The sequence below is a fragment of the Streptosporangium sp. NPDC002607 genome (assembly GCF_053592655.1).
Genome location: NZ_JBSFWD010000035.1, coordinates 60,575 through 85,852, shown reverse-complemented (window position 1 = coordinate 85,852; position 25,278 = coordinate 60,575). Strand labels below are relative to the sequence as shown.

Annotated in this window: 19 protein-coding genes; 15 read left to right on the top strand and 4 right to left on the bottom strand. The window is 70.6% G+C overall.

The genetic code is table 11. The features are described from left to right. Positions 1–42: 42 nt before the first annotated feature. The 6 genes from ACWD3H_RS32305 (at position 43) to ACWD3H_RS32280 (ending at position 10,701) form a co-directional block, all read left to right on the top strand. Positions 43–651: a hypothetical protein gene (locus tag ACWD3H_RS32305; protein ID WP_350928017.1), complete on the top strand. Its 609-nt coding sequence runs from the start codon at positions 43–45 to the stop codon at positions 649–651. A 13-nt stretch (positions 652–664) separates the two neighbouring features. Then, the gene (locus ACWD3H_RS32300) at positions 665–2,776 is read left to right on the top strand and encodes a flotillin family protein (protein ID WP_355552812.1); all 2,112 of its coding nucleotides are present in this window, start codon (positions 665–667) and stop codon (positions 2,774–2,776) included. Continuing rightward, positions 2,773–7,821, top strand: a complete 5,049-nt coding sequence (locus tag ACWD3H_RS32295) for a DNA repair ATPase (RefSeq protein WP_451957679.1) — start codon at positions 2,773–2,775, stop codon at positions 7,819–7,821. The genes ACWD3H_RS32300 and ACWD3H_RS32295 overlap by 4 nt, the downstream gene beginning before the upstream one ends. 576 nt (positions 7,822–8,397) lie before the next feature. After that, positions 8,398–9,462: a trypsin-like serine peptidase gene (locus tag ACWD3H_RS32290; RefSeq protein ID WP_451957678.1), complete on the top strand. Its 1,065-nt coding sequence runs from the start codon at positions 8,398–8,400 to the stop codon at positions 9,460–9,462. A 181-nt stretch (positions 9,463–9,643) separates the two neighbouring features. Then, a complete protein-coding gene (locus ACWD3H_RS32285; RefSeq protein WP_451957677.1) occupies positions 9,644–10,267 on the top strand; it encodes a hypothetical protein in 624 nt (207 codons plus the stop codon). A 71-nt stretch (positions 10,268–10,338) separates the two neighbouring features. Further along, positions 10,339–10,701, top strand: coding sequence for a DUF488 domain-containing protein (locus ACWD3H_RS32280; RefSeq protein ID WP_451957676.1), 363 nt, complete (start codon positions 10,339–10,341; stop codon positions 10,699–10,701). 18 nt (positions 10,702–10,719) lie between these two features. Here the strand turns inward: ACWD3H_RS32280 and ACWD3H_RS32275 are convergent, their stop codons facing one another. Further along, a complete protein-coding gene (locus ACWD3H_RS32275) occupies positions 10,720–11,325 on the bottom strand; it encodes a helix-turn-helix domain-containing protein (RefSeq protein WP_355552802.1) in 606 nt (201 codons plus the stop codon). A 123-nt stretch (positions 11,326–11,448) separates the two neighbouring features. Between ACWD3H_RS32275 and ACWD3H_RS32270 the strand changes: the two genes are divergently transcribed. The 4 genes from ACWD3H_RS32270 to ACWD3H_RS32255 all read left to right on the top strand — a co-directional run bounded on the left by ACWD3H_RS32270 (position 11,449) and on the right by ACWD3H_RS32255 (position 15,646). Further along, complete coding sequence (locus ACWD3H_RS32270) at positions 11,449–13,107, top strand: methyltransferase domain-containing protein (protein WP_451957675.1); 1,659 nt, start codon at positions 11,449–11,451, stop codon at positions 13,105–13,107. Positions 13,108–13,172: 65 nt separating this feature from the next. Beyond that, positions 13,173–13,679 (top strand): ArsR/SmtB family transcription factor, encoded by a 507-nt coding sequence (locus ACWD3H_RS32265; RefSeq protein ID WP_451957674.1) that lies wholly within the window; start codon positions 13,173–13,175, stop codon positions 13,677–13,679. Between the two features lie 43 nt (positions 13,680–13,722). Beyond that, entirely contained in the window at positions 13,723–14,511 is a 789-nt protein-coding gene (locus ACWD3H_RS32260; RefSeq protein WP_451957673.1) for a M23 family metallopeptidase, read from the top strand. A gap of 304 nt (positions 14,512–14,815) precedes the next feature. Then, positions 14,816–15,646: a phosphoribosylaminoimidazolesuccinocarboxamide synthase gene (locus ACWD3H_RS32255; RefSeq protein WP_451957672.1), complete on the top strand. Its 831-nt coding sequence runs from the start codon at positions 14,816–14,818 to the stop codon at positions 15,644–15,646. A gap of 96 nt (positions 15,647–15,742) precedes the next feature. Here the strand turns inward: ACWD3H_RS32255 and ACWD3H_RS32250 are convergent, their stop codons facing one another. Further along, positions 15,743–16,546 (bottom strand): PP2C family protein-serine/threonine phosphatase, encoded by an 804-nt coding sequence (locus ACWD3H_RS32250; RefSeq protein ID WP_350928034.1) that lies wholly within the window; start codon positions 16,544–16,546, stop codon positions 15,743–15,745. Between the two features lie 84 nt (positions 16,547–16,630). Between ACWD3H_RS32250 and ACWD3H_RS32245 the strand changes: the two genes are divergently transcribed. Continuing rightward, on the top strand, positions 16,631–18,574 hold the full coding sequence (locus ACWD3H_RS32245) for an N-6 DNA methylase (protein WP_355552786.1): 1,944 nt from the start codon (positions 16,631–16,633) through the stop codon (positions 18,572–18,574). A 25-nt stretch (positions 18,575–18,599) separates the two neighbouring features. Further along, positions 18,600–19,493 carry a serine/threonine-protein kinase gene (locus ACWD3H_RS32240; RefSeq protein ID WP_350928038.1) on the top strand — a complete coding sequence of 298 codons (894 nt, stop codon included), beginning with the start codon at positions 18,600–18,602 and terminating at the stop codon, positions 19,491–19,493. Between the two features lie 140 nt (positions 19,494–19,633). Here ACWD3H_RS32240 and ACWD3H_RS32235 read toward each other — a convergent pair whose 3' ends face one another. Then, positions 19,634–20,293, bottom strand: coding sequence for a class I SAM-dependent methyltransferase (locus ACWD3H_RS32235; RefSeq protein ID WP_451957671.1), 660 nt, complete (start codon positions 20,291–20,293; stop codon positions 19,634–19,636). Positions 20,294–20,427: 134 nt separating this feature from the next. Here ACWD3H_RS32235 and ACWD3H_RS32230 point away from each other — a divergent pair, with 134 nt between their 5' ends. The 3 genes from ACWD3H_RS32230 to ACWD3H_RS32220 all read left to right on the top strand — a co-directional run bounded on the left by ACWD3H_RS32230 (position 20,428) and on the right by ACWD3H_RS32220 (position 23,321). Beyond that, the gene (locus tag ACWD3H_RS32230) at positions 20,428–21,705 is read left to right on the top strand and encodes a sensor histidine kinase (RefSeq protein WP_451957670.1); all 1,278 of its coding nucleotides are present in this window, start codon (positions 20,428–20,430) and stop codon (positions 21,703–21,705) included. Then, complete coding sequence (locus tag ACWD3H_RS32225) at positions 21,678–22,337, top strand: response regulator transcription factor (protein WP_451957669.1); 660 nt, start codon at positions 21,678–21,680, stop codon at positions 22,335–22,337. Before ACWD3H_RS32230 ends, ACWD3H_RS32225 begins: the two co-directional genes overlap by 28 nt. Positions 22,338–22,493: 156 nt before the next feature. Next, a complete protein-coding gene (locus ACWD3H_RS32220; protein ID WP_451957668.1) occupies positions 22,494–23,321 on the top strand; it encodes an MBL fold metallo-hydrolase in 828 nt (275 codons plus the stop codon). A gap of 7 nt (positions 23,322–23,328) precedes the next feature. Here the strand turns inward: ACWD3H_RS32220 and ctaD are convergent, their stop codons facing one another. Continuing rightward, positions 23,329–25,029 carry an aa3-type cytochrome oxidase subunit I gene (gene ctaD, locus ACWD3H_RS32215; protein ID WP_451957667.1) on the bottom strand — a complete coding sequence of 567 codons (1,701 nt, stop codon included), beginning with the start codon at positions 25,027–25,029 and terminating at the stop codon, positions 23,329–23,331. Positions 25,030–25,278 lie beyond the last annotated feature (249 nt).

The following is a 25,278-nucleotide window of genomic DNA, read 5'->3' as shown; positions in this document are numbered from 1 at the left end:
GGAGCGCGGTCCGGTACGCCAGCAGGGGGACCTCACACGCCAATGGGCCAGTTCGTCGATGCCACGCTGTCTTTTCCGACCGTCCTGTTCACGTTCCTGCTCCTGGTGATCATCGCGTACTGGGTGCTCGTCGTGTTCGGCGTGTTCGGGTTCGACGGTGACGGCGACGGCTCCGAAGCCTCGGGGGCCACCGGCTTCCTGAGCGGTCTGGGACTCGGCGGGGTCCCGGCCGCACTGGTCATCTCACTGCTGGTCGTCGTCGCCTGGTTCGCGAGCCTCGTGGGCGGCACACTGTTCACCGGCACCCCCGCCCTGGTGGCGGTACTGGTCGCGGCGCTGGTCTGCGCCTGGGCGTGCACGCGTCTCATCGTGCTCCCGCTGCGACGTCTCATCCCGAAGGAGCGCGTCCCCTCCCGCGCCGACTTCGTGGGCCGTGCGTGCGTCATCCGCACAAGCCGGGTCGGCAGTGACTTCGGCCAGGCCGAGGTCACCGCTCCGGACGGCTCCTCCGCTCTCGTTCAAGTGCGTCAGACCGGCGACGACGTCTTCGCCGCCGGAAGCACCGCCCTGATATTCGCCTATGACTCCCCCGGCGAGTTCTTCTGGGTGATGCCGTACGCCGCGGAACTCGACCCTGATCGTCCTATTTAACCGAGGGACCATTTTGGACGTCATCTCCACTGGACTCGGCATCCTCCTCGCCGTCGTCCTCCTCGCCGTCGTCGGCCTGCTCATCATGATCAGCCGCCTGTTCAACAAGGTCGAGCAGGGTAAGGCCCTGATCATCTCGAAGATCAACAAGGTGGACGTCACCTTCACCGGGGCCATCGTGCTGCCCATCTTCCACAAGTCGGAGCTGATGGACATCTCGGTGAAGACCATCGAGATCGCCCGGACCGGCCGTGAGGGCCTGATCTGCCGCGACAACATCCGGGCCGACATCCGCATCACCTTCTTCGTCCGGGTCAACAAGACCGTCGAGGACGTGGTGAAGGTCGCCCAGGCCATCGGCACCGCCCGCGCGAGCGACCAGGAAACGCTGCAGGAGCTGTTCAACGCCAAGTTCTCCGAGGCGCTCAAGACGGTCGGCAAGCAGCTCGACTTCGTGGACCTCTACACCCAGCGTGACCGGTTCCGCGACCAGATCATCCAGGTCATCGGCACCGACCTCAACGGCTACAGCCTTGAGGACGCGGCCATCGACTACCTCGAGCAGACCTCGCTGATGTCCCTCGACCGGAACAACATCCTCGACGCGCAGGGCATCAGGAAGATCACCGAGCTGACCGCCATCGAGCACGTACGGACCAACGAGTTCCAGCGTCGCGAGGAGAAGGAGATCACCCGCCAGAACGTGGACGCGCGGGAGGCCATCCTGGAACTTGAGCGCCGCCAGGCCGACGCGGAGATCAAGCAGAAGCGCGAGGTCGAGACCATGCGTGCCCGCGAGGAGGCGGAGACCGCCAAGGTCCAGGCCGAGGAGCGGCTCAAGGCGCACGCCGCGAATCTCCGTACCGACGAGCAGCTCGGCATCCAGCAGGAGAACCAGGCCCGCGAGATCGCGGTGGCGGCGAAGAACCGTGAGCGGGTCCTCGCCATCGAGACCGAGCGGATCGAGAAGGACCGTCTGCTGGAGGTCATCGCCCGCGAGCGCGAGACCGAGCTGTCGCGCATCTCCAAGGACAAGGAGCTGGAGGGCGAGAAGCGCTCCATCGCCGAGGTGATCCGCGAGCGGATCGTGGTGGAGAAGACCGTCGCCGAGCAGGAGGAGAGCATCAAGCGCCTGCGGGTGGTCGAGGAGGCCGAGCGGACCCGCCAGGCCGTGATCATCCAGGCCGAGGCCGAGGCGCAGGAGAGCCTGGTCAAGGACATCAAGGCGGCCGAGGCCTCCGAGGCGGCGTCCAAGCACCGGGCCCGCGAGGCGCTGGTGCTGGCCGAGTCCCGGCAGCAGGCCGCCGAGCTCGACGCCCGCGCCAAGATCCGTCTGGCCGAGGGCATCCAGGCCGAGACCGCCGCTCCCGGCCTGGCCGAGGTGCAGGTGCGCGAGCGGGACGCCGCGGCGATCGAGAAGGTCGGCCGCGCCGAGGCCTCCGTCGAGCGGGAGAAGGCACTGGCCGTCGCCGAGGGCGAGCAGGCCAAGGCGCACGCCGTGGCCACCGCGGTGCGCGAGAAGCTGAAGGCGGAGGCCGAGGGCGAGCAGGCCATGGCACTGGCCGCCGCCGCGACGGTCGGCGAGAAGCTCAAGGCCGAGGCCGAGGGTCTCACCGAGAAGGCCGCGGCGATGGCCGCGCTCACCGACGCGACCCGCGCCCACGAGGAGTACCGCCTGCGGCTGGAGGCCGAGAAGGAGATCCGCCTCGCCGGGGTGAACGTGCAGCTCAAGATCGCCGAGGCACAGGCCTCCGTGGTCTCCGCCGGCCTGTCCAAGGCCAACATCGACATCGTCGGCGGCGACAGCGTGTTCTTCGACAAGCTGATGAGCTCGATCACCATGGGCAAGGCGGTGGACGGCTTCATGGAGCACTCCGACGTCGCCCGCACGCTGGCCGAGCCCTACCTGAACGGCTCGGCGAGCCTCCCCGCCGACCTGAGCAGGGTCCTCGGCTCGATCGACACCGCCGACGTGCGGAACCTCTCGCTGTCCGCGCTGCTGGTGAAACTGATCAAGGACGGCGGCCCCGACGCCGACCGGCTCCGCGGCCTGCTGAGCGAGGCCCAGGCCGCGGCCACCACCACCGAGGTCCCGGTCGCCGCGCTCAACTCCGCCGGCAAGTGACGTCCTCCACGGCGGAGGCCGTCACCGACGCCCCCGGCGCGGAGGGGGCCGGGCTGGACGCGGGCACCTACGAGGTGCTCCGCGCCCGGCTGGCCGAACAGGCCGCCGAGCTGGCCAGGCGGTCCGACGCGCTCAACGCCGAACGCCTGGCGGTGTTCGGCGGAGCCGAACTGCGCCTGATCGGCACCGAGCGGATACGCACCGAGAACAACTGCGTGCCGCGCGACATCGTCTCGGTCGGCGGGCTCATGCTCTTCGGCTACAACGTGTTCATCGGGCTGAAGCCGGAGACGGCCGTCGCGGACGTCTTCTCCATGCACACGTTCGTACGGGACACGGCGGACGCGTTCCGGTTCGACCCGGCGCCGATGTTCCGTGACCCGCGCTTCGAGCGGGACTTCGCCGAGCTCTACCGGTACTACCGGGAGACCCGGCTGCTCCAGCTCCGCCGGGTCGAGGGCAAGCTGCTGGCCGTCTTCCAGACCGGCCCGCAGGACACCCGGGTGCTGCGCTGGCAGGTCGGGGTGGACGGCACGCTCACCTACATCGACGACCGGGGGGAGCGCGACCACACGTTCCCGCCCTCGCACGACTTCGAGTGGACCCCCGCCACCCGCGACGACCACGTGCTCGGCCGCCACCCGCACATCTCGATCCAGGGCGAGGTGTTCGTCGAGACCGTCGGCGGCGACCTCACCATCAAGATCGAGAACAACACCGAGTCCGGTGAGGGCATCTACCGCGAGCCCGTCACCGAGCCGCTGCAGAGCCTCGCCGACGCGGAGGTCCAGCACGCCAGGATCGGCCCGCTGATCCTGCTCCGGATCCGGCCGTACAAGGAGCCCGACTGGCGGTACCTGGTCTTCAACACCCGGACCAAGGGCGTGGTCCGCCTCGACGGCATCGGGCAGGCCTGCCAGCGCCTGCCCGAGGACCAGGGGATCATCTTCCCCGGCGGCTACTACCTGTCCACCGGGGTCAGCAAGACCTTCGACACCGACGTGTCCGAGCTGGAGTTCGAGCGGGTCATCCGCTCCCCCAACGGCGAGGACGTGCTGTACGTCTTCCACGCCCGCGCCGAGGGGCGCTCGCTGCTGCTGCCGTACAACGTGATCCGCAAGCAGGTGGCGAATCCGCTCTCCTGCCACGGCTACTCGCTGTTCGACGACGGCACGCTGGTCGTCTTCAGGGCCACCTCCGAAGAGCCCACCCGCGTCCACCCGATGCAGGTCTGGCAGACCGCGTACCAGTCGGACCTCTACGCCGCCGGCCGTCCGGTCGGCACCGGCCCGCTGGAGCGGATCGGCAACGCGGAGCTGGTCCGGGGCATCTCCGACTGCCTCTCGGTGGCCGGGATGGTCGACGAGATGGCGCCGTCGATCCCGGTCTTCGAGGCGCTGATCGCCTCCTGCGCCCGGGTCTTCGACCACTACCACTGGCTGGGCGAGCACGGGTTGCGCGGCCCGCTCGCCGACGTGCGGGCCACCGCCGAGCAGGTGCTGGACGAGTTCGAGAACGTCCAGTCGCTCACCCGGCAGGCCGCCGAGGCGCTGGAGGCCACCGCCGCCGACATCACCGCGCTGGTACGGCACGCGCGGAGCGAGGCGCCCAGGTCCGCCCAGGGCTGGGTGGACCGGCTCTCGCAGCTGCGCCAGTCGCAGGGGCACCTGGTGACCCTGCGCGAGCTGCGCCACGTCGACGTCGCCAGGATCGACGCGCTCGACGCGGAGCTGGCGGCCGAGCTGGACAGCACCGCGCAGCGCGCCGCGGGCTTCCTGCGCGGCGACGACGCCTTCGCCGGCTACCACGCGGAGGTCGAGTCGCTGGTCTCCGAGGCGGGCGCCATCGCGACCGTGGCCGAGGCCGGGCCGATCGGCGAACGGCTGGAGCGGCAGGCGCGGGGCCTGGAGATCGTGGTCGAGGTGGTCGGCACGCTCGACATCGCCGACGCCACCGTGCGGACCGCCATCCTGGAACGGGTCGGCGAGGTGCTCGGCGGCGTCAACCGCGCCCGCGCCACGCTGGACGCCCGGCGCGGGGAGCTGCTGGCCGGTGAGGGCAGGGCCGCCTTCGCCGCCGAGTACGCCCTGCTGGGGCAGGCGATCACCGGGGCGCTGGCGATGTCCGACACCCCCGAGCGCTGCGACGAGCAGCTGGGCCGGCTGATGCTCCAGCTGGAGAACCTGGAGTCGCGCTTCGCCGAGTTCGACGACTTCCTGGGGCAGCTGTCCTCGAAGCGGGAGGACGTCTATGAGGCGTTCTCCTCGCGCCGCCAGGCGCTGCTCGACGAACGGGCCCGCCGCGCCGACCGGCTGGCCGACTCCGCGACCCGGATCCTGTCGAGCGTACGACGCCGCCTGGCCGGGCTGAAGTCGCTGGACGAGGTCAACACCTACTTCGGGTCCGACCCGATGGTGCTCAAGCTCAAGAGCGTGGCCGGTGAGCTGCGCGCGCTGGGCGACCAGGTCCGCGCCGAGGAGCTCGAAGGCCGGGTCAAGTCCGCCCGCCAGGAGGCGGGCCGCGCCCTGCGCGACCGGCTCGACCTCTACACCGACGGCGGCGAGACCATCCGGCTCGGCCGCCACCTGTTCGCGGTCAACACCCAGCCGGCCGACCTGACCCTGGTCCCGCACGAAGGCCGGATGGCGTTCGCCGTCACCGGGACCGACTACCGTTCCCCGGTGCTTGACGCGGCCTTCGAGGAGACCCGGCCGTTCTGGAACCAGCTGACGGTCTCGGAGTCGCCGGAGGTCTACCGGGGCGAGCACCTGGCCGCCGCCATCCTGGCCGCCGCCGAGTCCGGCACCCTGCCCCTGGGCGAGCGGCAGGTCTCCCTGGACGCGCTGCACGAGGCGGCGGTGGCCGACGGGGAGCTGTTGGAGATCGTCCGCCGGGTGGCGGAGACCCGCTACGACGAGGGCTACGAGCGGGGCGTCCACGACCACGACGCCACCGCGATCCTGCAGGCGGCGCTCCGCCTGCACGCGGGCGCGGGCCTGCTCCGCTACCCGCCGGCGGCGCGGGCCGCCGCCCAGCTCTTCTGGACCTACGGCACCGACGAGGCCGCCCGCGCGACCTGGACCACCCGGGCGACGTCGCTGGCCCGGGCCCGGACCCTGTTCGGCCAGGTGGAGGCGGTACGGGAGACCCGTGCCGCCCTCGGCTCCGCGATCGCGTCCTTCAGCCGGGGTCTCCACGGCCGGCCGGAGAGCCCGGCGGGCGCGCTCGCCGTGGCCGCCGCGAGCACGTCCGGGGCGCCCCGGGCGACCGGGACCCGCGCACAGGGAGACGAGGGCGTCTTCGAACTGGCCGGGGAGTATCTCTTCGAGGAGCTGGCGGGCAAGCCGTTCGGGTTCGTGACGAGCGCGGGGGCACGGTCGCTGCTCGACCGGTTCGACCGGGCGCTCGGCCCCGCGCGCCAGGAGTTCGAGGACGACCTGCGAGCGCTCGGCGACGACCTCTCCGGGCGTCACCGCCTGGCTGAGGCATGGCTGTCCGCCTTTGACGTCTCGACGCCGGGCTCCGGGCTGGGCTCGGCATCGGCCTCCGGATCGGCGGAGCTGGTGGAGGCGGTTGCCGTACTGCTCTGCGAGGTGGCGCGGCACGACTCGTCCGCGGCGCTGACCGCCACGGTCGAGGGGCTGCTCGGCGCGCACCCCCGGATCTCCGGGCGCGCGATCCAGCTGCGGCTGGACGAGTTCCTGGCCAGGACCCGGCACTTCCGCGACCACCGCGTCCCCGCGTACCGCGCCTACCAGAAGCGGCGCAACGAGTTGGTCGCGGCCGAGCGTGAGCGGCTGCGCCTTGAGGAGTTCCAGCCGAAGGTGATGACCGCCTTCGTCCGCAACCAGCTGCTCGACGAGGTCTACCTGCCGCTGATCGGCGACAACCTGGCCAAGCAGCTCGGCGCGGCCGGGGATGCCAAGCGGACCGACCAGATGGGCATGCTGCTGCTCATCTCCCCGCCCGGCTACGGCAAGACCACCCTGATGGAGTACGTGGCAAACCGGCTGGGGCTGATCTTCGTCAAGGTCAACGGCCCTGCCCTGGGCCACCTGGTGACCTCGGTGGACCCGGCGCAGGCGCCCGACGCGACGGCACGGCAGGAGATCGAGAAGATCTCCTTCGCGCTGGAGATGGGCAACAACGTGCTGCTCTACCTGGACGACATCCAGCACACCTCCCCGGAGCTGCTGCAGAAGTTCATCTCGCTCTGTGACGGCCAGCGCCGGATGGAGGGTGTCTGGGAGGGCAGGACCCGCACCTACGACCTGCGCGGCAAGCGCTTCGCGGTCTGCATGGCGGGCAACCCGTACACCGAGTCCGGCAAGCGCTTCCGCATCCCCGACATGCTCGCCAACCGCGCCGACGTGTGGAACCTCGGTGACGTGCTGTCCGGCCGGGACGAGCTGTTCGCGCTGAGCTACATCGACAACGCGCTGACCTCCAACCCGGTCCTGTCCCCGCTCTCCACCCGCGACCGCGACGACATCCGCCTGCTGGTACGGCTGGCGCGGGGCGACTCGGGGGTCCGGGCCGACCAGCTCTCCCACCCGTACTCCTCGGTGGAGCTGGAACAGGTCCTCGCGGTGCTCCGCAAGCTGCTCCGGATCCAGAAGGTGGTGCTGGCCAACAACCAGGCGTACATCGCCTCGGCCGCCCAGTCGGACGCCTCGCGGACCGAGCCGCCCTATCAGCTCCAGGGCTCGTACCGGAACATGAACAAGCTCGCGGCCCGGGTCGTCCCGGTGATGAACGACGCCGAACTGGAGGCGGTGATCGACGATCACTACCTCGGCGAGGCCCAGACCCTCACCTCAGGGGCCGAGGCCAACCTGCTCAAACTCGCCGAACTACGTGGCACCCTGACCGCCGAGCAGGCCGCCCGATGGACCGAGGTGAAGACCGCCTACCTCCGCTCCCAGGCCCTCGGCGGCGCCGAGGACGACCCGATGACCCGCGCGGTCGGCGCGGTCGGCCTCCTCGCCGACCGAGTGAGCACCGCCATCGAACACGCCGCCGACCGGCTCTCCCCCGAACCGTGAAACCCGCTCACGGGGGCAGGGCGGGAAGGGCCGCAAAAGTGTCCCTTCCCGCCCTGCCCCGTGGCCGGTCCTCCGCTCGACCCGCCCGGGGCACCGGCACCGGGCGATCAGGCGATCAGGCCATCAGGCCGGATTCAAGGGAGTGAAAGCCGGCACCGGGCCGTCGAGGTCCTTGGAGTCACGGAGCAGGAGGAGACGCTCGGGGGCGGACCGGTCACCCGCGGCGTAGCGGGCGGTCGCCCGGCCGGGACCTCCAACTGATCCACAAGCTGATCACCACTACCGCCTCCTAACGTCATCGTCGACCTTCGCTCCTGGAGCGGCGCGACAAGACGTCGCATGCCGGCAAGGGCAGATCCAGGCGCGTGCACGACGACGGAGAGGAAGATCTTGACCAGGTCCAAGGACGATCAGCCGATGGAATGCCGCTCGCCGCGCAGCAGCCGCTTTCCACAGTTTCGGAAGAAACGCCCTGATGTCGGGTCGGGCGATGTTATTCATCGGGGGGACGGGGGCGCCTTTTCCTCCGGACACCCCGAAACCGGGACCAGTATCCGGCCGGACGACGATCCGCCGATGAGCCGCAATCCTCTGGTGCTCGGTTTCGGCGTAGCCCTGTTCAGCCTGGTTCTCACCGCCTTACCCGCGCAGGCCAGCACCGGCCCCGTTACGGTCTCCCTTACCTCCGGCACCACCCAGGCTCAGCAGGTGGCGAACTTCTGGCTCGGCGACTCCAGGAAAAACCTGCTCCAGGCCACGCCGTACGGGGTGCAGACCGTGATCTCCGGAAGGAGGCAGACCACCGCGGCGAAGCCCCTGGCCGCAGAGCCCACGGCGGTGGAGCCGGTGGGCCGCGCGCGGAAGGCCGCCGGGCTTTCGGAGAACGTCAACCTGCCCACCACCACGGGCAAGGTGTTCTTCGTCGGCGCGGACGGCCGGCCGCACTGGTGCAGCGGCACGTCGATGAACTCGGCCCAGCGCAACCTGGTCCTCACCGCCGCGCACTGCGTGTACGACACCGCCGGCAGCGCCACCACGCTGGCCAACTGGGCTTTCGTCCCCGGCTACACCGACGACGCGCTGCCGTGGGGCCTCTACGTGGGCAAGAGCGCCGTCGCTCACTACGCGTTCGACACCTACACCGACCATGACTACGACTACGCGTTCGCCGTCGTCTACAACGGCGTGTCCCAGCCGCCCACCGGCGGGCTGACCGACACGGGCAGGCTCGGCGACAACGTCGGCGGACAGGGCATCGCCTGGAACCAGCAACCCAACCGTACGGTCAACATCTTTGGCTATCCCGCCGGATTCCACCCGGACAACACCGCGCCCTACACCGGCAAAACCCTCGAAAACTCTCAGGGCCTGACGTTCCCCTTCCAACCCATTGATTTCTCCGCCGACAACCTCGTCGGGGCCACCTCCCCCTTCACCGACAAAGGCTCCCTCGGCTCGCCCTGGCTGTCGTCGTACCGGCCGGACCGCGGCCTCGGTTACGTCATCGGCGTCACCATGAGCGTCTCCGACATCGACCTCGACAACCGCTACGACACCGCCGTGTCCTCCACCTTCGACGGCGATGTGTCACCCGTCTACTCCAGCGCCACGCAGCTGTGGTCCGGATCCATAGCCGGTTAGCCGATTCGGCCGGCGACTCGGCCCCGGACATCGGTCCGGGGCCGAGTGGCGTACGAGGTCAGCCGTTGGTGTTCCCGAGCGCGGCCCGTAGGCCGGCAGGACGACGGCCGTAGCCGGTTCCAAGTCGCTTCCAAGCCGGTTGGACGACTGTCTGTCATGGTCAGCAATGAAGGGGGACCCAATGGACAGGAAACGTCCGGCCATCGCGCTCATGGCCATGCTCATCGTGCTCAGCGGCACACAAACGCTCACCACCGGTACCGCTTTCGCCATGCCCCCCGTGGAACCGCCGTGCGGCGACTGTAGTGAGAACCCCGGAGGCGGAGGCGGAGGCGGGAGCACGACGCCCCCCGCGGGGAGCCCGATGGTACGGGTCGCTCTGGACACGATCATCCCGTGGCGGACGCAGGAAGGCGGTGACGGTGACGAGATCTTCATTAAGATCATCGGACCTTGGCCAACGGCGTCCTCCAGCCAGACCGTGCGTGTCTGGCCGAGCGGCGGGTCGGTCATGCCGGTCCGGGCGAACTCCTGCTACAGCCCCGACCAGATTCCGTGCCCGCCGGGTAGCCACAGCTACCCGGCCTGGGCGACTCCCTCCTCGATCAAGCCCTCGTTCGTCGCCCAGGGTGGCCAGGCCACCATCGAGATCTGGGAGGTGGACTCCCTGGCACCGGATGACCTCATCGCCCGCCACCACATCAGGCTCAACCCGCTGACCACCAGCGTCCGCCACCACCTGCGGCAGATCTCCGGCAACGGCGGTCCCGACTACGAGGTCAACGTCACGCTGTCGCCCAGCTGATCGACGGACCGACTCCACCCGGTATCCGGGCCTGTGGCTACTCATTACCGTGATCCGGGAACGACCCCGGCATGGCTAACGAATCAAAAGTACGGGTGCGCCGGGTCTACGAGGAACCGGAGGCGCAGGACGGTGCCCGGGTGCTGGTCGATCGGGTCTGGCCGCGCGGGCTGTCCAAGGAAAAGGCGCACCTGCAGGAGTGGTGCAAGGCGGTGGCACCCTCGACCGAGTTGCGCAAGTGGTACGGCCACGATCCGGCTCGGTTCGAGGAGTTCGGCCGCCGCTACCGGGCCGAGCTGAAGGACCCCGAGCGAGCCACCGCGCTGGAGCACCTGCGAGAGCTGGCGAAGCAGCGAACGCTGACGCTCCTGACCGCGACCAGGCAGGCCGACATCAGCGAGGCCGTGGTCCTCGCCGACCTGCTGCGGAGCTGAGTGCGGCGCTCCAAGTGATCATCTGCTGGAGGGGCGGGCGCGGACGTGCAGGCGTTCGCCCTGGGGGCCGAACAGGCTGAGTGCCTCGGCGGGCTCCGGGCCGGGATTGCTGAAGGCGTGCGGGATGTGGGTGTCGAACTCCGCCACCTCTCCGGGCATCAGGACGATCTCCTTCTCGCCGAGTGACAGGCGCAGCCGCCCGGACAGCACATATAGCCACTCGTAGCCCTCGTGGACCCGCTGTTCCGGCCCGCAGGCGGGCCGGCTCGCCGGAATGATCATTTTATACGCCTGGAGCCCGCCGGGCCGGCGGGTCAGCGGGACGAACGTCATGCCGTTGTGGGTGATCGGGCGCTGGTGGACGCGTGGGTCGCCGGTCTCCGGCGCGCCGACGAGCTCGTCCAGGGGGAGCTGGTGGGCTCGGGCCAGCAGGAGCATGAGTTCCAGGGTGGGACGGCGCTGACCGGACTCCAGGCGGGACAGGGTGCTGACCGAGATCCCGGTGGCCTCGGAGAGCTGCGCCAGGGTCGCGCCGCGCTGCTGGCGCAGTGCCCGCAGGCGCGGGCCTACCGCGTCGATGACCCTGTCGAGGGCTTCGTCTGGGGTGAGAGCGTCGTCGTTCATGCCACCTATTTGCCATCCCGGCAAAGGCATTTGTCAAATCTGCCGCCGTGCGCGGATAGTTCAGCGACGAGACGGCCGCCGTGATCCCACTCCGGCCGTACGACGAGCAGAGGAGAGCACGCGGTGGAGGAGAAGTACGACGTGGTGGTCGTCGGTGGTGGCGCGGCCGGGCTCAGCGGGGCCCTGACCCTGAGCCGGGCACGCCGCTCGGTGCTGGTGGTCGACGCCGGTGCCCCGCGCAACGCCCCGGCCGGGCATGTGCACAACTACCTGGGCCGCGAGGGCACACCCCCCGGCGAGCTGCTGGCCGTCGGCCGCACCGAGGTGACCGGTTACGGCGGTGAGATCGTGACCGGCACCGTCACCTCGGCCCATCGGCTGGAGGGCGGCGAGGGCTTTCGCGTACTGCTCGCCGACGGCCGGGAGGTTCGGGCCCGGCGGCTGCTGGTGACCACCGGCCTGGTGGACGAGCTGCCCGACGTTCCAGGACTGGCCGAGCGGTGGGGGCGCGACGTCCTGCACTGCCCGTACTGTCACGGCTGGGAGGTCCGCGACCAGGCGATCGGCGTCCTGGCCGACAGCCCGATGGCCGCGCACCAGGCCCTGCTGTTCCGGCAGTGGAGCCCGCGGGTGACCCTGTTCCTGCACACCGCCCCCAAACCCACCGATGAGGAGTACGAGCAGCTGGCCGCCCGGGGCGTCACGCTCGTGGAGGGCGAGGTCGCCGCCCTGGAGACGACCGGCGACCGGCTCGGTGGTGTCCGGATGCGCTCGGGAGAGCTCGTCCCCTGCCAGGCCGTGGTGGTCGCGCCGCGCTTCACCGCCCGAGCCGGCGTGCTCGCCTCCCTCGGGCTGGAGCCGGTCGAACAACTGGCCGGCGGCCACGTCATCGGCAGCTACGTGCCCGCCGACCCCACCGGGGCCACCTCGGTGCCCGGGGTGTGGGTGGCCGGCAACGTCGCGGACCTGCGCGCCCAGGTGATCGTCTCCGCCGCCTCGGCGCTGAACACCGCCGCGGCCATCAACGCCGACCTCATCGCCGAGGACACCCGCCACGCCGTCGCCGCTCACCGCGGCGGGCCCGAGCCCCGCTCCGACCACGCCGAGCGGGCACCCGGCGACCACCACCACCACGCCCCGGCCGAGAGCACCGCGAGCATGTTCGACGAGCAGGCGTGGGAGGAGCGCTACCTTTCCCGTGCCGCGGTCTGGAGCGGTCGCCCCAATCCCCAGCTCGTGGCCGAGACCACCGACCTGCCCTCCGGCACGGCGCTCGACGTCGGTTGCGGCGAGGGGGCCGACGCCCTCTGGCTGGCCGAACGCGGCTGGCGGGTCACGGCGGTGGACTTCGCCACCACCGCCCTGCGGCGTGGCGCCGAACAGGCCGGCGCCCTCGGCGCCGAGGTGGCCGGGCGGATCGACTGGGTGCACGCCGACCTGACCGCCTGGACACCTACCCCGGGGCACTTCGACCTGGTCTCCGCCCATTTCATGCACCTGCCGGGGGGCCAGCGTGAGGCGCTGTTCGCCCGGCTGGCCGCCTCGGTGGCCCCCGGCGGAACCCTGCTCATCGTCGGTCACCACATCCTGGACCTGGAGACCACGATGCCCCGGCTCAATGTGCCCGACATGTTCTTCACCGCCGAGGAGGTCGCGCACTCCCTTGACCCCGACCTGTGGGACATCCTCGTCACCGACGTCAGACCGCGCCTCGCCGACGACCCCGAAGGCAACGAGGTCATCATCCACGATGCCATCCTGCGAGCCCGCAGGCGCCCGTGACCTGCCGTCCCCGGCCACAGCCCTCCCAGTTTTGACAGTTGTACGTAATTACGTAAAATCAAAGAATGGAACTCGAGGAGCGCGTCGCAGAGCTGGAACGCCGGCTCACGGTGCTTGAGGAGGCGGGCGCCGGCGGGGGCCACGTCCGTCCCCAGGACGCCGACTTCTGGGCGCTGGAGGGGCTGAAGGCGAAGCTCGCCGAGAACGAGGTCGCCCATGGCGGCGTGCTGTTCACCGGGATGGTCCGGCTGCCGACGAACGAGCTGTACGAATGGCAGCAGGCCCTGCCCACCGACGCGCTCCTCGACGAGAACTGGTCGGACGCCGCGGAGTCCTTCGCGGCACTGGGGCATTCCGTACGGATGCGCCTGCTCCGCGAGATCCTCGGTGGTCGCCGCACCGTCGCCGAACTGACCGCGCTCGACGGCCTCGGCACCACCGGACAGGTCTACCACCACCTGCGCCAACTGATCTCCGCAGGCTGGCTGCACGGCACCGGCCGGGGCGGCTACGAGGTCCCCCCGGGACGGGTCGTCCCGCTGCTGGTGGTGCTGGCCGCCTCCCGGCCCTGAACCTGCCCTGAGCCGGCCCGACACGCGATCCGGAGGGATCTCCATGCGCAGAACATCCATGATTCTTTCCCGCTGCTGCTGGGTGATCTTCTTCGCGCAACTCGTGGCGGGGTTCTACTTCGACTTCTCCTGGCTGTGGGGCTGGATCCCGCTGGGTCTGGCGATCGTCCTGCAGTTCTTCGCGATGACCCGGCAGCCCCGCTCACCCGGCACCCCACCGGCCGTCGAGGTCGACCCACCGGTCACCGGTCGCTGGTCAGCCCTGAACAGCCCGGCCGACAAGGTCCCCAGCCACGGCACCCACGCCTACGGCCAGGCGTACGCCGTCGACATCGTGGCGGAGCCGGAGGACCGGCCCAGGCCCCGCTTCGGCTGGTGGCCCGTCGTCCGCCGCAACCGCGACTTCCCCGCCTTCGGCGCCCCGCTGCTGGCCGTCGCCGACGCCACCGTGGTACGCGCCGTCGACCACAACCGCGACCACCTCAGCCGCAACTCGTTTCCCGCCCTGCTCTTCCTCGCCTTCGAGGCGATGTTCCGCTCGATGGGCGGCCCGAGCCAGGTCGTCGGCAACCACGTCGTCCTCGACCTCGGCGGTGGCACGTACGCCATGTACGCCCACCTCCGGCGCGGCTCGCTGGCCGTCCGCGAGGGTGACCGGGTCCATACGGGCCAGTTGCTGGGCCACTGCGGAAACTCCGGCAACTCCACCGAACCGCACGTGCACTTCCAGCTGATGGACGGCCCGGACCTGGAGGTGGCCCACGGAGTCCCCTTCTCCTGGCGCGGAGTCGGCGTACCCGGCAACGGCGAGGTCTTCTCCGTCCTCCGGTAGGGGACCTTCTCACCTCCGGCCAGGCCGTCGCGCGAGACGTGGCTCAGACCTGCCACTCATCGCCGCGGAGTGGTTCGACCGTTCCGCCGTTGTGGTGAACGCCGGTGCCTGTGACGTCGGAACCGCCGACCATGAGGTCGATGTGCATCGTGACCACCGGATAAGGGGCGGCTCGGAAGGCTGATCACGAGGCCGTCCCGGGAGGGCGCGGAAGGGGGTGCCCGGTTGCCGGGTCGTCGCCGAACGTCGAATACGGTGAGCAGGTGTCGGTCAGCGACCGGGTCGAGCGAGAGCAAGGAAAGCAGTGAAGCTTCTTCATTCAGGGAAGGTCCGCGACGTCTACGAGGACCGCGGGGACATCATCCTCGTGGCGTCCGACCGGGTGTCGGTGTACGACGTGATCCTGCCCACGCCCATCCCCGACAAGGGGAGGATCCTCACGCAGCTCTCGCTCTGGTGGTTCGAGCAACTCGCCGACATCGTGCCCAACCACGTGATCTCGGCGACCGACGTACCCGCCGAGTTCGCGGGCCGTGCGGTGCGGTGCAGGAAGCTGGAGATGGCGAAGGTCGAGTGCGTCGCGCGCGGCTACCTGACCGGCGGCGGGCTGAAGGAGTACCAGGCGCACGGGTCGGTCTCGGGCGTGCCGCTGCCGCCCGGCCTGCTGGACGGCTCCAAGCTCCCCGAGCCGATCTTCACCCCGTCCACCAAGGCACCGCTCGGGCAGCACGACGAGCCCATCTCCTTCGACGAGGTGGTCGCCCTGGAGGGGACCGAGGTCGCCGAGGAGTTCCGGCGGATCACGCTGGAGATCTACCTGCGAGGCTCCGAACTCGCCGCGGAGCGGGGCGTCATCATCGCCGACACCAAGATCGAGCTGGGCTGGGACTCCGAGGGCACGCTCGTGCTCGGCGACGAGGTGCTGACCTCCGACTCCTCCCGCTTCTGGCCCGCCGACCGGTGGGAGCCCGGCCACGCGCAGTTCTCCTTCGACAAGCAGTACGTGCGTGACTGGGCGACCAGCACGGGCTGGGACAAGAAGGAACCCGCTCCGGAGGTCCCCGCCGAGGTCGTGGAGGTCACCCGGGCGCGCTACATCGAGGCGTACGAACGCATCACCGGCAGAACCTGGTAAGAACCCGACGCCCTGACCTGGAGATCCCCGCCAAGGCCGTGGCGGCCACCCGAGCACGCCGGCGCTTCCCCGGCGTTCGGGGAGGCAGCGGGGTCCCTACAGGGAGAGTTTCCTCTCGACCGCGGCGCCCACGATGGTCGGTTCCACCGGGGCGGAGCCGGTGGGCGCCCCGAAGTCGGCCACGATGCAGGTGATGTTGTCGGGGCCGCCACCCCGGTTGGCGAGGTCGATGAGCCAGCGGGCCGCCTCGTCGGGGTCGGAGATCTCGGTCAGCGTGTTGAACAGGGTCTCGGGACCGACCACGGCGGTCAGGCCGTCGGAGCAGAGCAGGTAGCGGTCCTCCGGGTAGGCCTCGCGCAGTGACAGGTCCAGCTCACCGTCGCCGGTGCCCTCAAGGACCCGCAGCACCATTGACCGGCGCGGGTGCTCGGCGGCCTGCTCAGGGGTGATCCGCCCCTCGTCCACCAGCGACTGGACCAGGGTGTGGTCATGGGTGATCTGGTAGAGGGCGCCGTCGCGCAACATGTAGGCCCGGGAGTCTCCGACATGGGCCAGGGCGAAGGTGGCGCCGTCCCAGAGCATCGCGGTCAGGGTGGTGCCCATGCCGCGGAGCGTGGGATCCTGCTCGCTCATGTCGCGCAGTGTATGGTTGACGTCCCTGGCGGCGCCCTTGAGCGCGGCGAGCAGGTCGACACCGCCGGTGGGAAGGGTGTCGTCCAGCGCCGCCATGGCGGTGACGGCAAGTGAGCTGGCGACCTCTCCACCCGCATGACCACCCATGCCGTCCGCTATGGCGAGCAGGCGCGCGCTCGCGTAGCCCGAATCCTCGTTCGCCTCACGGCGGACCCCCACGTCGGAGCGGGCCGCGTAGCGCAGTGCCAGTGGTTGGTTCAGTGCCATGAAGGCAGTAAATCATTGGTTGAAGCACTTCACAAGCAAAGACGTTGTAGACCGTTGCGGCACAGTCAACTACTGTGGCCCAACATGGAGGAGCGCCAGGAGATCACCGTGAACGCGGGCGACATCGCCCGGCTTGCCGGGGTCGGCAGGGCAGCGGTGAGCAACTGGCGCCGCCGCCACGAGGACTTTCCCCAGCCGGTGGGCGGCACCACCTCCAGCCCGCTGTTCTCGCTGCCGGAGATCGCCGTGTGGCTGCGCGCGAACGGCAAATCCTTCGAGGTCTCGCTCGGCGACCTGGTCTGGCAGCGGATGCGCACCTCGGTCGACGACCTCAGGCTGGGCGAACTGGTGGCCAAGGTCGGCGCGTTCCTGCTGTTCCTGCGCCGTGAGCCCACCGCCTGGCGTGATCATGGAACGAAGTCTCTCACCCGCATGGCCGAGGTGACGACCGATCTCCCCGGTTCCGCCGATCTTCGCCTGGACGATCTGGCCCTCGTCCGGCTGGTCGCCGAGCTGGCCACCGAACGCGACCCGCTGGAGGTCTTCGAGTTCCTGTGCGAGCGCTACGTCGAGGCGCACTCCCGCCAGCTCTCGGTCACCAGGGACGATGTGGCCGAGCTCATGGTCCGGCTGGTGGTGCGGGAGGGGGACGTCGTCCTGGACCCGGCATGCGGTGTCGGAACGCTGCTGCTGGGCGCGGACACCTTGACGGCCCGGCGGGGAAGCGCTTCGACCGGCGGGAAGACCGTCCTGATGGGGCAGGAGGTCAACGAGACGAACGCGCTGCTCAGCGCGGTTCGGGTGCTGCTGCGCGGGACCGAGGCGCGGATCGTCGCCGGTGACTCGCTCCGCGAGGACGGCCTGGCCGGTGACGTGGCCGACGCCGTGGTCTGCGACCCGCCGTTCAACGAGCGGGTCTGGGGTCACGAGGAACTCGCCGGTGACCCGCGCTGGGAGTACGGCCTGCCCCCGCGCGGTGAGTCCGAGCTCGCCTGGGTGCAGCACTGCCTCGCCCGCGTGCGGCCGGGCGGCCTGGTGGCGATCCTGATGCCCACCGCCGCCGCCAGCCGGCGTCCGGGCAAGCGGATCCGCGGCAACCTGCTCCGGGCGGGAGCGCTGCGGGCCGTGGTGACGCTGGCGCCCGGCGGCCCCGACCTGTGGATACTCCGCAGGCCCGACGGCGGGCGCCCGCCGTCCCAGCTGCTGGTGGTGGACGCCGGCGAGGACCTGTCGGTCGTGGAGCCCGCCTGGCGCGCGTACCTGGAGAACCCCGAGGCCGAGCTGTCCGGCGAGAGCCGCACGGTGCGCATCATCGACCTGCTCGACGACGAGGTCGACCTCGCCCCGGCCAGGCACCGCCCGCAGCACAGCGGCCTCGACTTCCCGCGCGACTTCACCGAGGCCCTGGCCAGGTTCATGGAGACCTCGGCCACGCTGTCGGAGGCCACTCCCGCCCTGGAGCTGCTCGCCGAGCGGCAGGACCTGCCGACCACCACGGTCGGCGAGCTGGCCAAGGCGGGGCTGATCACGATCCTGCAGGCGCCGCCGAGGATGTCGGCGGACGAGGGCCCTCTCCCGGTGCTGACCGCCGACGACACCGCGGCGGGCGCCTCACCCTCCGGCCGTACCACCCTCGACCCGGCACTGATCATGATCAGGCCCGGCGACGTGGTGACCACGGTGCTCGGCGCGGTCAGGGTGATCACCCAGAGCGGAGCGGCGCTCGGCCCGCAGCTCACGCTGTACCGGGTCGACCCGCAGCGGCTCGACTCCGGGTTCCTGGCCGGTTTCCTGCGCTCGGCCGACGCGGCCAGGGTCCATCCCAGTTCCAGCCGCCTCGACGTGCGGCGGGCGAGGGTGCCCATGCTGCCCCTGTCCGACCAGCGGATGTACGGCACGGCCTTCCGCGAGCTGTTCGAACTGGAGGACAGACTGCGCGCGACGAGGGCGCTGGGGGAAACGCTGATCCGGCTAGGCTTTGACGGACTGGTCGACGGCCATCTCCGGCCGTGCGACCAAGGGGCGTGATGCCCGCACGTCCAGGGGAGGGTCGATGGTCATCGGCGACCGATACGTGCTCGACGACCTCCCTCTCGGCCAGGGGGGCATGGGGGCCGTCTACGGCGGCCATGACAGGCATCTCGACCGCAGGGTGGCCGTCAAGTTCCTGAGGTTCCTCACCGGCCCCGACGAGGAGCTGAAGCGGCGTTTCCTGCGCGAGGCCCGCATCCTGGCCAGGCTGGAGCACCCCGGCGCACCGGTCCTGTACGACTTCGGCACCTTCGACCAGCGACTGTTCCAGGTGATGCAGTTCATCGAGGGCGTCACCGTGGCCGACGTGGTCAGCGAGCACGGCCCGCTCCCCGTGCCCTGGGCCGCGGCGATCGCTGCCCAGGCCTGCGCGGTGCTGACCGCGGCCCACGCGCTGTCCGTCTGCCATCGCGACCTGAAGCCGACCAACCTGATGCTCTGCCCCGACGGGAGCGTCAAGGTCCTCGACTTCGGCCTGGCGGTGCTCCGCGAGGCCGACTCGACGCAGTTCACCCGGGTCGGCCAGATTCTCGGCACCCCGTCGTACATGGCACCCGAGCAGATCCAGCGCGGCCTGTCCGGTCCCCGCAGCGACCTCTACGCCCTCGGATGCGTGCTCCACGAGATGCTGACGGGCCGCCAGCTGTTCACCGGTCCCACCGAGTACGCCGTGTTCGAGCGCCAGGTGAAGGAGCGCCCGCCCGAGGTCCCGGGGGTCCCCGCCGAGCTGAACCGCCTCGTCGCCGACCTGCTGGAGAAGGATCCCGACAACCGTCCCGCGGGCGCCGACGTCCTCTACGAGCGACTGCAGCCCTTCGCGGTGGACCTGCCGATGCTCCCTGGCTTCCTGCACCCGTCGTCGGTGCCGAGCCCGGGCCGGATGTACGCACGGATGGTCGGCCGGGTCCTGGCCTGACGGTCCTGCCGGACCGTCCCTGCGGAAGCGTGTCCCGGCGGGCTGCGGTCTCCCGGCCCGTCCGGGCCATTGCCGCGCCGGGTGCCCACCGGCTTCCACGGCTCCTGGTTCGCCGACACCGAGCGGGCCGGGTGGGTCGGTCACGAACGGCGCGAGCGGGACCGGGTCCCGGGGAACCCCCCGGGCGGGAGAACGGGGATCGTCGGTCTGCGGCACACGTACGCCACTCCGGGGGGCAGGTTGCGCCAGATGGGCCCGGTGGTCAGCACCTCGTCGAAGGCCGACCGCAACCGCAGGCGCAGGGCCCTGGCCCCGGCGAGCGGCAGGGCCGACAGGTAGGTGACGGTCGTGAACGCCCCGGACGGCGCGAGCGCCCGGCCGACGCCCGCCAGGATCCGCTCCTGCTGCTCGCCGGGGAACAACGACCAGGGCAGCGTGCTGACGACCGCGTCCACCCGGTCGACCCCGGCACCGGCCAGGAGCGCGCCGAGGTCGGCGGCGTCGCCCTCGATCGTCTCCATCCAGGGTTTCGTCCGGCGCAGGTGCGCGGCCATGCCGGGGTCGATCTCCACGGCCAGCTGGCGGGACCCCGGGGCCAGCCTCGCCCGGATGGCCTCGCTGATCGGACCGGTGCCGGCCCCCAGCTCCACGACCACCGACGGGCCCAGCGCGGGGACCACCGCGCTGAGCGCCCTGCCCAGCGCCGGGGAACTCGGGGCGATCGCGCCCACCACGCGCTGCCTGCGTACCGCCGCCGTCAGGAATGCCCGCAGGTCCGCGGGCGCCGCCGTCTTGTTCATGGTCCCCATCAGACCGCCGCGGGGGCGCGGCCCGCAGGGCACCGGAGCCTAGTCTTCCGGGTATGGCCAGCCATACCGTCGGAGTAGGCCAGGCCCGGTAGAGGCCATGCCCGCACGGGCCGTACTGTCGGTTGATGCGATCGCGGGCGGCCTGGCAGGCACTCACCCGATGGAACCTGCTCGCCACGTGGTGGCCGTGGCGCTCGTTGGCGTACCTGCTGACGAGCATCCTCGTCGGCGCGGTCATCCTCGTGGTGGTCCTGGTCTGCCTGGCCGGCGGCGCGGTGCTGGCGCTGGTGGTGGTGGGCATCCCGTTCCTGGTGGTGCTGGGGCTCAGTGGCATACCGGTCGCCGCTCTGGAGCGCCGCCGCCTGCGGATCATCGACTCGGAGCCGGTGGAGTCGCCCCACCGCGAGCCCGACCGGCCGGGCCTGCGCGCGTGGGCGCGGCTGCGCTTCAGCGAGCAGGCCACCTGGCGGGAGCTTGCCTACACCGGCCTGCTGGTCATCGTGCTCTGGCCGATGGAGCTGATCTCCCTGGCGTACGGGATCGCCGGGCCGGTGATGGCCATGTGCGCGCCCATCATCCTGGCGGAGGTCGGGCAGGTGCGGCTGTTCAAGTTCTGGCTGATCGACAGCCGTCCCGAGGCGTTCCTCGTGGCGCTGCTCGGGGCCGTCCTGCTCGTGCTGTTCACGTACCCGCTGACGGCACTCGCGGTGCTGCACGGGCTGGTGGCCCGCGCGCTGCTCAGCCCCCGGCAGAGCGACGAGGCCAGGCGGGTCGTCGAGCTCACCCGGTCCAGGTCCCGGCTGGTATCGGCCTTCGAGGCAGAACGCCGAAGGATCGAGCGGGACCTGCACGACGGCGCCCAGCAGCGGCTGGTCTCGCTGACCATGACGCTCGGCCTGGCCAAGCTCACCCGTGGGGACGAGACGGCCGAGCTCGTCGGCAGGGCGCACGAGCAGGCGAAACTCGCGCTGGCCGAGATCCGCGACCTGATCAGGGGAATCCACCCGCAGATCCTCACCGACCGGGGACTGCCCGCCGCCGTGGCCGACGTCGCCGACCGCTCGCCGGTGCCCGTGGAGGTCACCATGGCGCTGCCCGCGCGGCTGCCCGAGGTGGTGGAGTCCACCGCGTACTTCGTGGTGTGCGAGGCGCTGGCGAACGTGGCCCGGCACAGTGAAGCCCGGCGGGCCACGGTCACCGGGCGGCTGGACGGCGCCCGCCTCGTCGTGGAGATCGGCGACGACGGCGTGGGCGGCGCCGACGCCGCGGAGGGGAGCGGGCTGGCCGGGCTGGCCGACCGCGTCTCGGTCGTCGACGGGAGACTGGTACTTTCCAGCCCGGCCGGTGGGCCGACCCTGCTACGCGTGGAGATACCGTGCACTCCGATCGATCCCTCAAGGTAGTCATCGCCGAGGACGGCGTGCTGCTCCGCGAAGGGCTGGCCGAGCTGCTCGCCCGGTTCGGGCACCGGGTGGTGGCCACGGCGGGTGACGCCGTACGGCTCGCGGAGGCGGTGCGCGAGCACACCCCCGACATCGTCGTGACCGACGTGCGGATGCCGCCCGGCTTCACCGACGAGGGCCTCAGGGCCGCGGTCGCGCTCCGCGCGGCGGACCCGCGCCTGCCCGTGCTGGTGCTGAGCCAGTACGTCGAGCAGACCTACGCGGCCGAACTGCTGGACTCCGGTGACGGCACCGGGGTCGGCTACCTGCTCAAGGACCGGGTCGGCGACGTGGAGGAGTTCGTCGACGCGCTGTGCGGCGTGGCCGGCGGCGGGACGATCGTGGACCCCGAGGTGGTCAGGCAGCTGCTGCGCCGCCGCCGCGATCCGCTGGAGCGGCTGTCCCCCCGCGAGCGGGAGGTGCTGGCCCTGATGGCCGAGGGCAGGTCCAACGCGGCGATCGCCAGAGCCCTGGTGGTGTCGGAGGCCGCGGTCGGCAAGCACATCGGCAACATCCTGACCAAACTCGACCTGCCCCCGGCCGAGGACGACCATCGCCGGGTACTGGCGGTGGTGACGTACCTGCGCGGTTGAGCGCTCCTCCGGGGAAGGGACCTCCCCGCCGGGGCGCGGGTTCTGCCCGTGGAGGGCACCGGCCGGATTCCCCGCCGGGTCGCGGCGCGGAAAACCGGCTTCCGCCACGGGTGAGGATCGACGCCGCGAGGATCGCGACCGGGGAGAATACGACCCGTGGAAGGTCGATGGGTCGAGGTGGCGGACCGGGTGCTGGTGCGGCGATACGCCGAGCTGGACCTGTCGGTGGGGCTGGTCGTGGGCGACGGCGGTTGCCTGGTTGTCGACACGCGGGGAGACGAGCGGCAGGGGGCCGAGCTGGTCTCGGAGGTCAGGCGGGTGACATCCGCCCCGTGGGCGGTGGCGATCACCCACTCGCACTTCGACCACAGCTTCGGTACCCGGCCGTTCCTCGACTGCCCCGTCTGGGCGCACGAGGGCTGCCGGACCGACCTGGCCGAGAACGGCGGCCGGGCCAGGGACGAGTGGGCCCGCCACTACCGGGATCGGGGACGCGCGGACATCGCCGGTGACATCGCGAAGACCGGGATCGCACTGCCGGACCACCTGGTGACCGGCCGGGCGGAGCTGGCCGTCGGTGGTCGCCCGGTCGTCCTGGCCCACCTCGGCCGCGGCCACTCCGGCAACGACCTGGTCGTCCACGTGCCGGACGCCGGCGTGGTCTTCGCCGGGGACCTGGTGGAGAACGGTGCCCCACCTGCCTACGAGGACGCCTATCCCCTCGAATGGCCGGCCACCCTCGCCGGGCTGCTCGACCTCCTCGGCGACGGCGACAGCGACGGCAGTGGCGGCAGTGGCGTCGTCGTTCCCGGCCACGGCGACCCGGTCGACCGCGCGTTCGCCGCGGCCCAGCACGCGGAGATCACCGCCCTCGGCCGCCTGTGCGAGCGGGTGGCGGCGGGCCTGCTCTCCCCCGCCGACGCCGTACGCCTGTCGTCGTACCCGGAGGAGACCACCAGGACCGCCCTCGGCCGCCCCTGTTGAGCGCGGCTCAGATCTCCTTCTGGAGCCCGGCTGCCGGGTCGAGCCGGCGCGGCCGGTCCCCGATCCTCGGGTGATGCAGGTCGAAGGCCGGCCGCTCCGAGCGGATGGCCGGGATCGAGGTGAAGTTGTGCCGGGGCGGCGGGCAGGAGGTGGCCCACTCCAGCGAGTTGCCGAAACCCCACGGGTCGTCCACGGTCACCCGCGGGGCGCGGCGCGCGGTGTGCCAGACGTTGTAGAGGAACGGCAGCGTGGAGGCGCCGAGCACGAACGCGCCGATCGAGGAGACCAGGTTGAGCGTGGTGAATCCGTCGATCGGGCTGTAGTCGCCGTAGCGGCGCGGCATGCCCTGCGCGCCCAGCCAGTGCTGGACCAGGAAGGTGGTCTGGAAACCGATGAACAGCAGCCAGAAGTGCAGCTTGCCCAGCTTCTCGTTCAGCATCTTGCCGGTCATCTTCGGCCACCAGAAGTAGAAGCCCGCGAACATCGCGAACACCACGGTGCCGAAGACCACGTAGTGGAAGTGCGCGACCACGAAGTACGAGTCGTGCACCTGGAAGTCGAGCGGCGGGGAGGCCAGGATGACCCCGGTCAGCCCGCCGAGCAGGAAGGTGACCAGGAAGCCGACCGCGAACATCATCGGTGATTCCATGGATATGTGCCCGCGCCACATGGTGCCGACCCAGTTGAAGAACTTCACCCCCGTCGGGACGGCGATCAGGAACGACATGAAGGAGAAGAACGGCAGTAACACATGGCCGGTGGCGAACATGTGGTGCGCCCAGACCGTCATCGACAGGCCCGCGATCGCGATGGTCGCACCGACCAGACCGATGTAGCCGAAGATCGGCTTGCGGCTGAAGACCGGGATCACCTCGCTGATGATGCCGAAGAACGGCAGCGCGATGATGTAGACCTCCGGATGGCCGAAGAACCAGAACAGGTGCTGCCAGAGCAGCGCTCCCCCGGTCTGCGGGTCATAGATGCGGGCGCCGTGACTGCGGCCGGCCTCCAGGGCGAGCAGCGCGGCGGACAGGATCGGGAAGGCGATCAACACCATCAGACCGGTCAGCAGCACGTTCCAGGTGAAGATCGGCATGCGGAACATCGTCATCCCGGGGGCCCGCATGCAGATGATCGTGGTGATGAAGTTGACCGAGCCGAGGATCGTGCCGAGACCGGCCATCACCAGGCCGACGATCCACAGGTCACCGCCGACCTGCGGGGAGTGAGGTCCCGTGGAGAGCGGCGTGTACGACGTCCAGCCGAAGTCGGCGGCACCTCCGGTGGTGAGGAAGCCGAACAGGACGATGACGCCGCCGAAGAGGAAGAGCCAGTAACTCACCATGTTGAGCCGGGGGAACGCCACGTCGGGCGATCCGATCTGCAGCGGCATGATCACGTTGGCGAACCCGGCGAACAGCGGGGTCGCGAACAGCAGCAGCATGGCCCCGCCGTGCATGGTGAACATCTGGTTGTAGCGCTCCAGGCTCACCACCTGCATGCCCGGCTGGATGAGCTCCGCCCGGATGATCATGGCCATGAGCCCGGCGAGCATGAAGAAGACGAATGAGGTGATCATGTACAGGTAACCGATCACCTTGTGGTCGGTGCTGGTCAGCCAGTTCACGACCAGTGAGCCCGGCACTCGGTTGGGCGGCGCCGGCGGTGAGGTCGGCGGCTCCTCACGTGACTGCTCGGAGGTCGTCACAGCCCACCCCCCTCGGGAACCGGCTCGTCCACGAACCGGCCCGTCCTCGAACCGGCGCGGCATCCGATCCCCGCCGCCTTCCATCCCGCCATCCCCAGGAAAGGCCGCTCCCACTCGCCCCCTTCCGCCATCTTGCCCGCGCGCTGACCTGGCGATTAATCGCCCTCATCCGGACCTCACCGGTCCAAGTGGGCAACACCGGACGACCCGCCGTGCTTGACCCGGGAGCAGAGAGGGCACTCCGCTGGA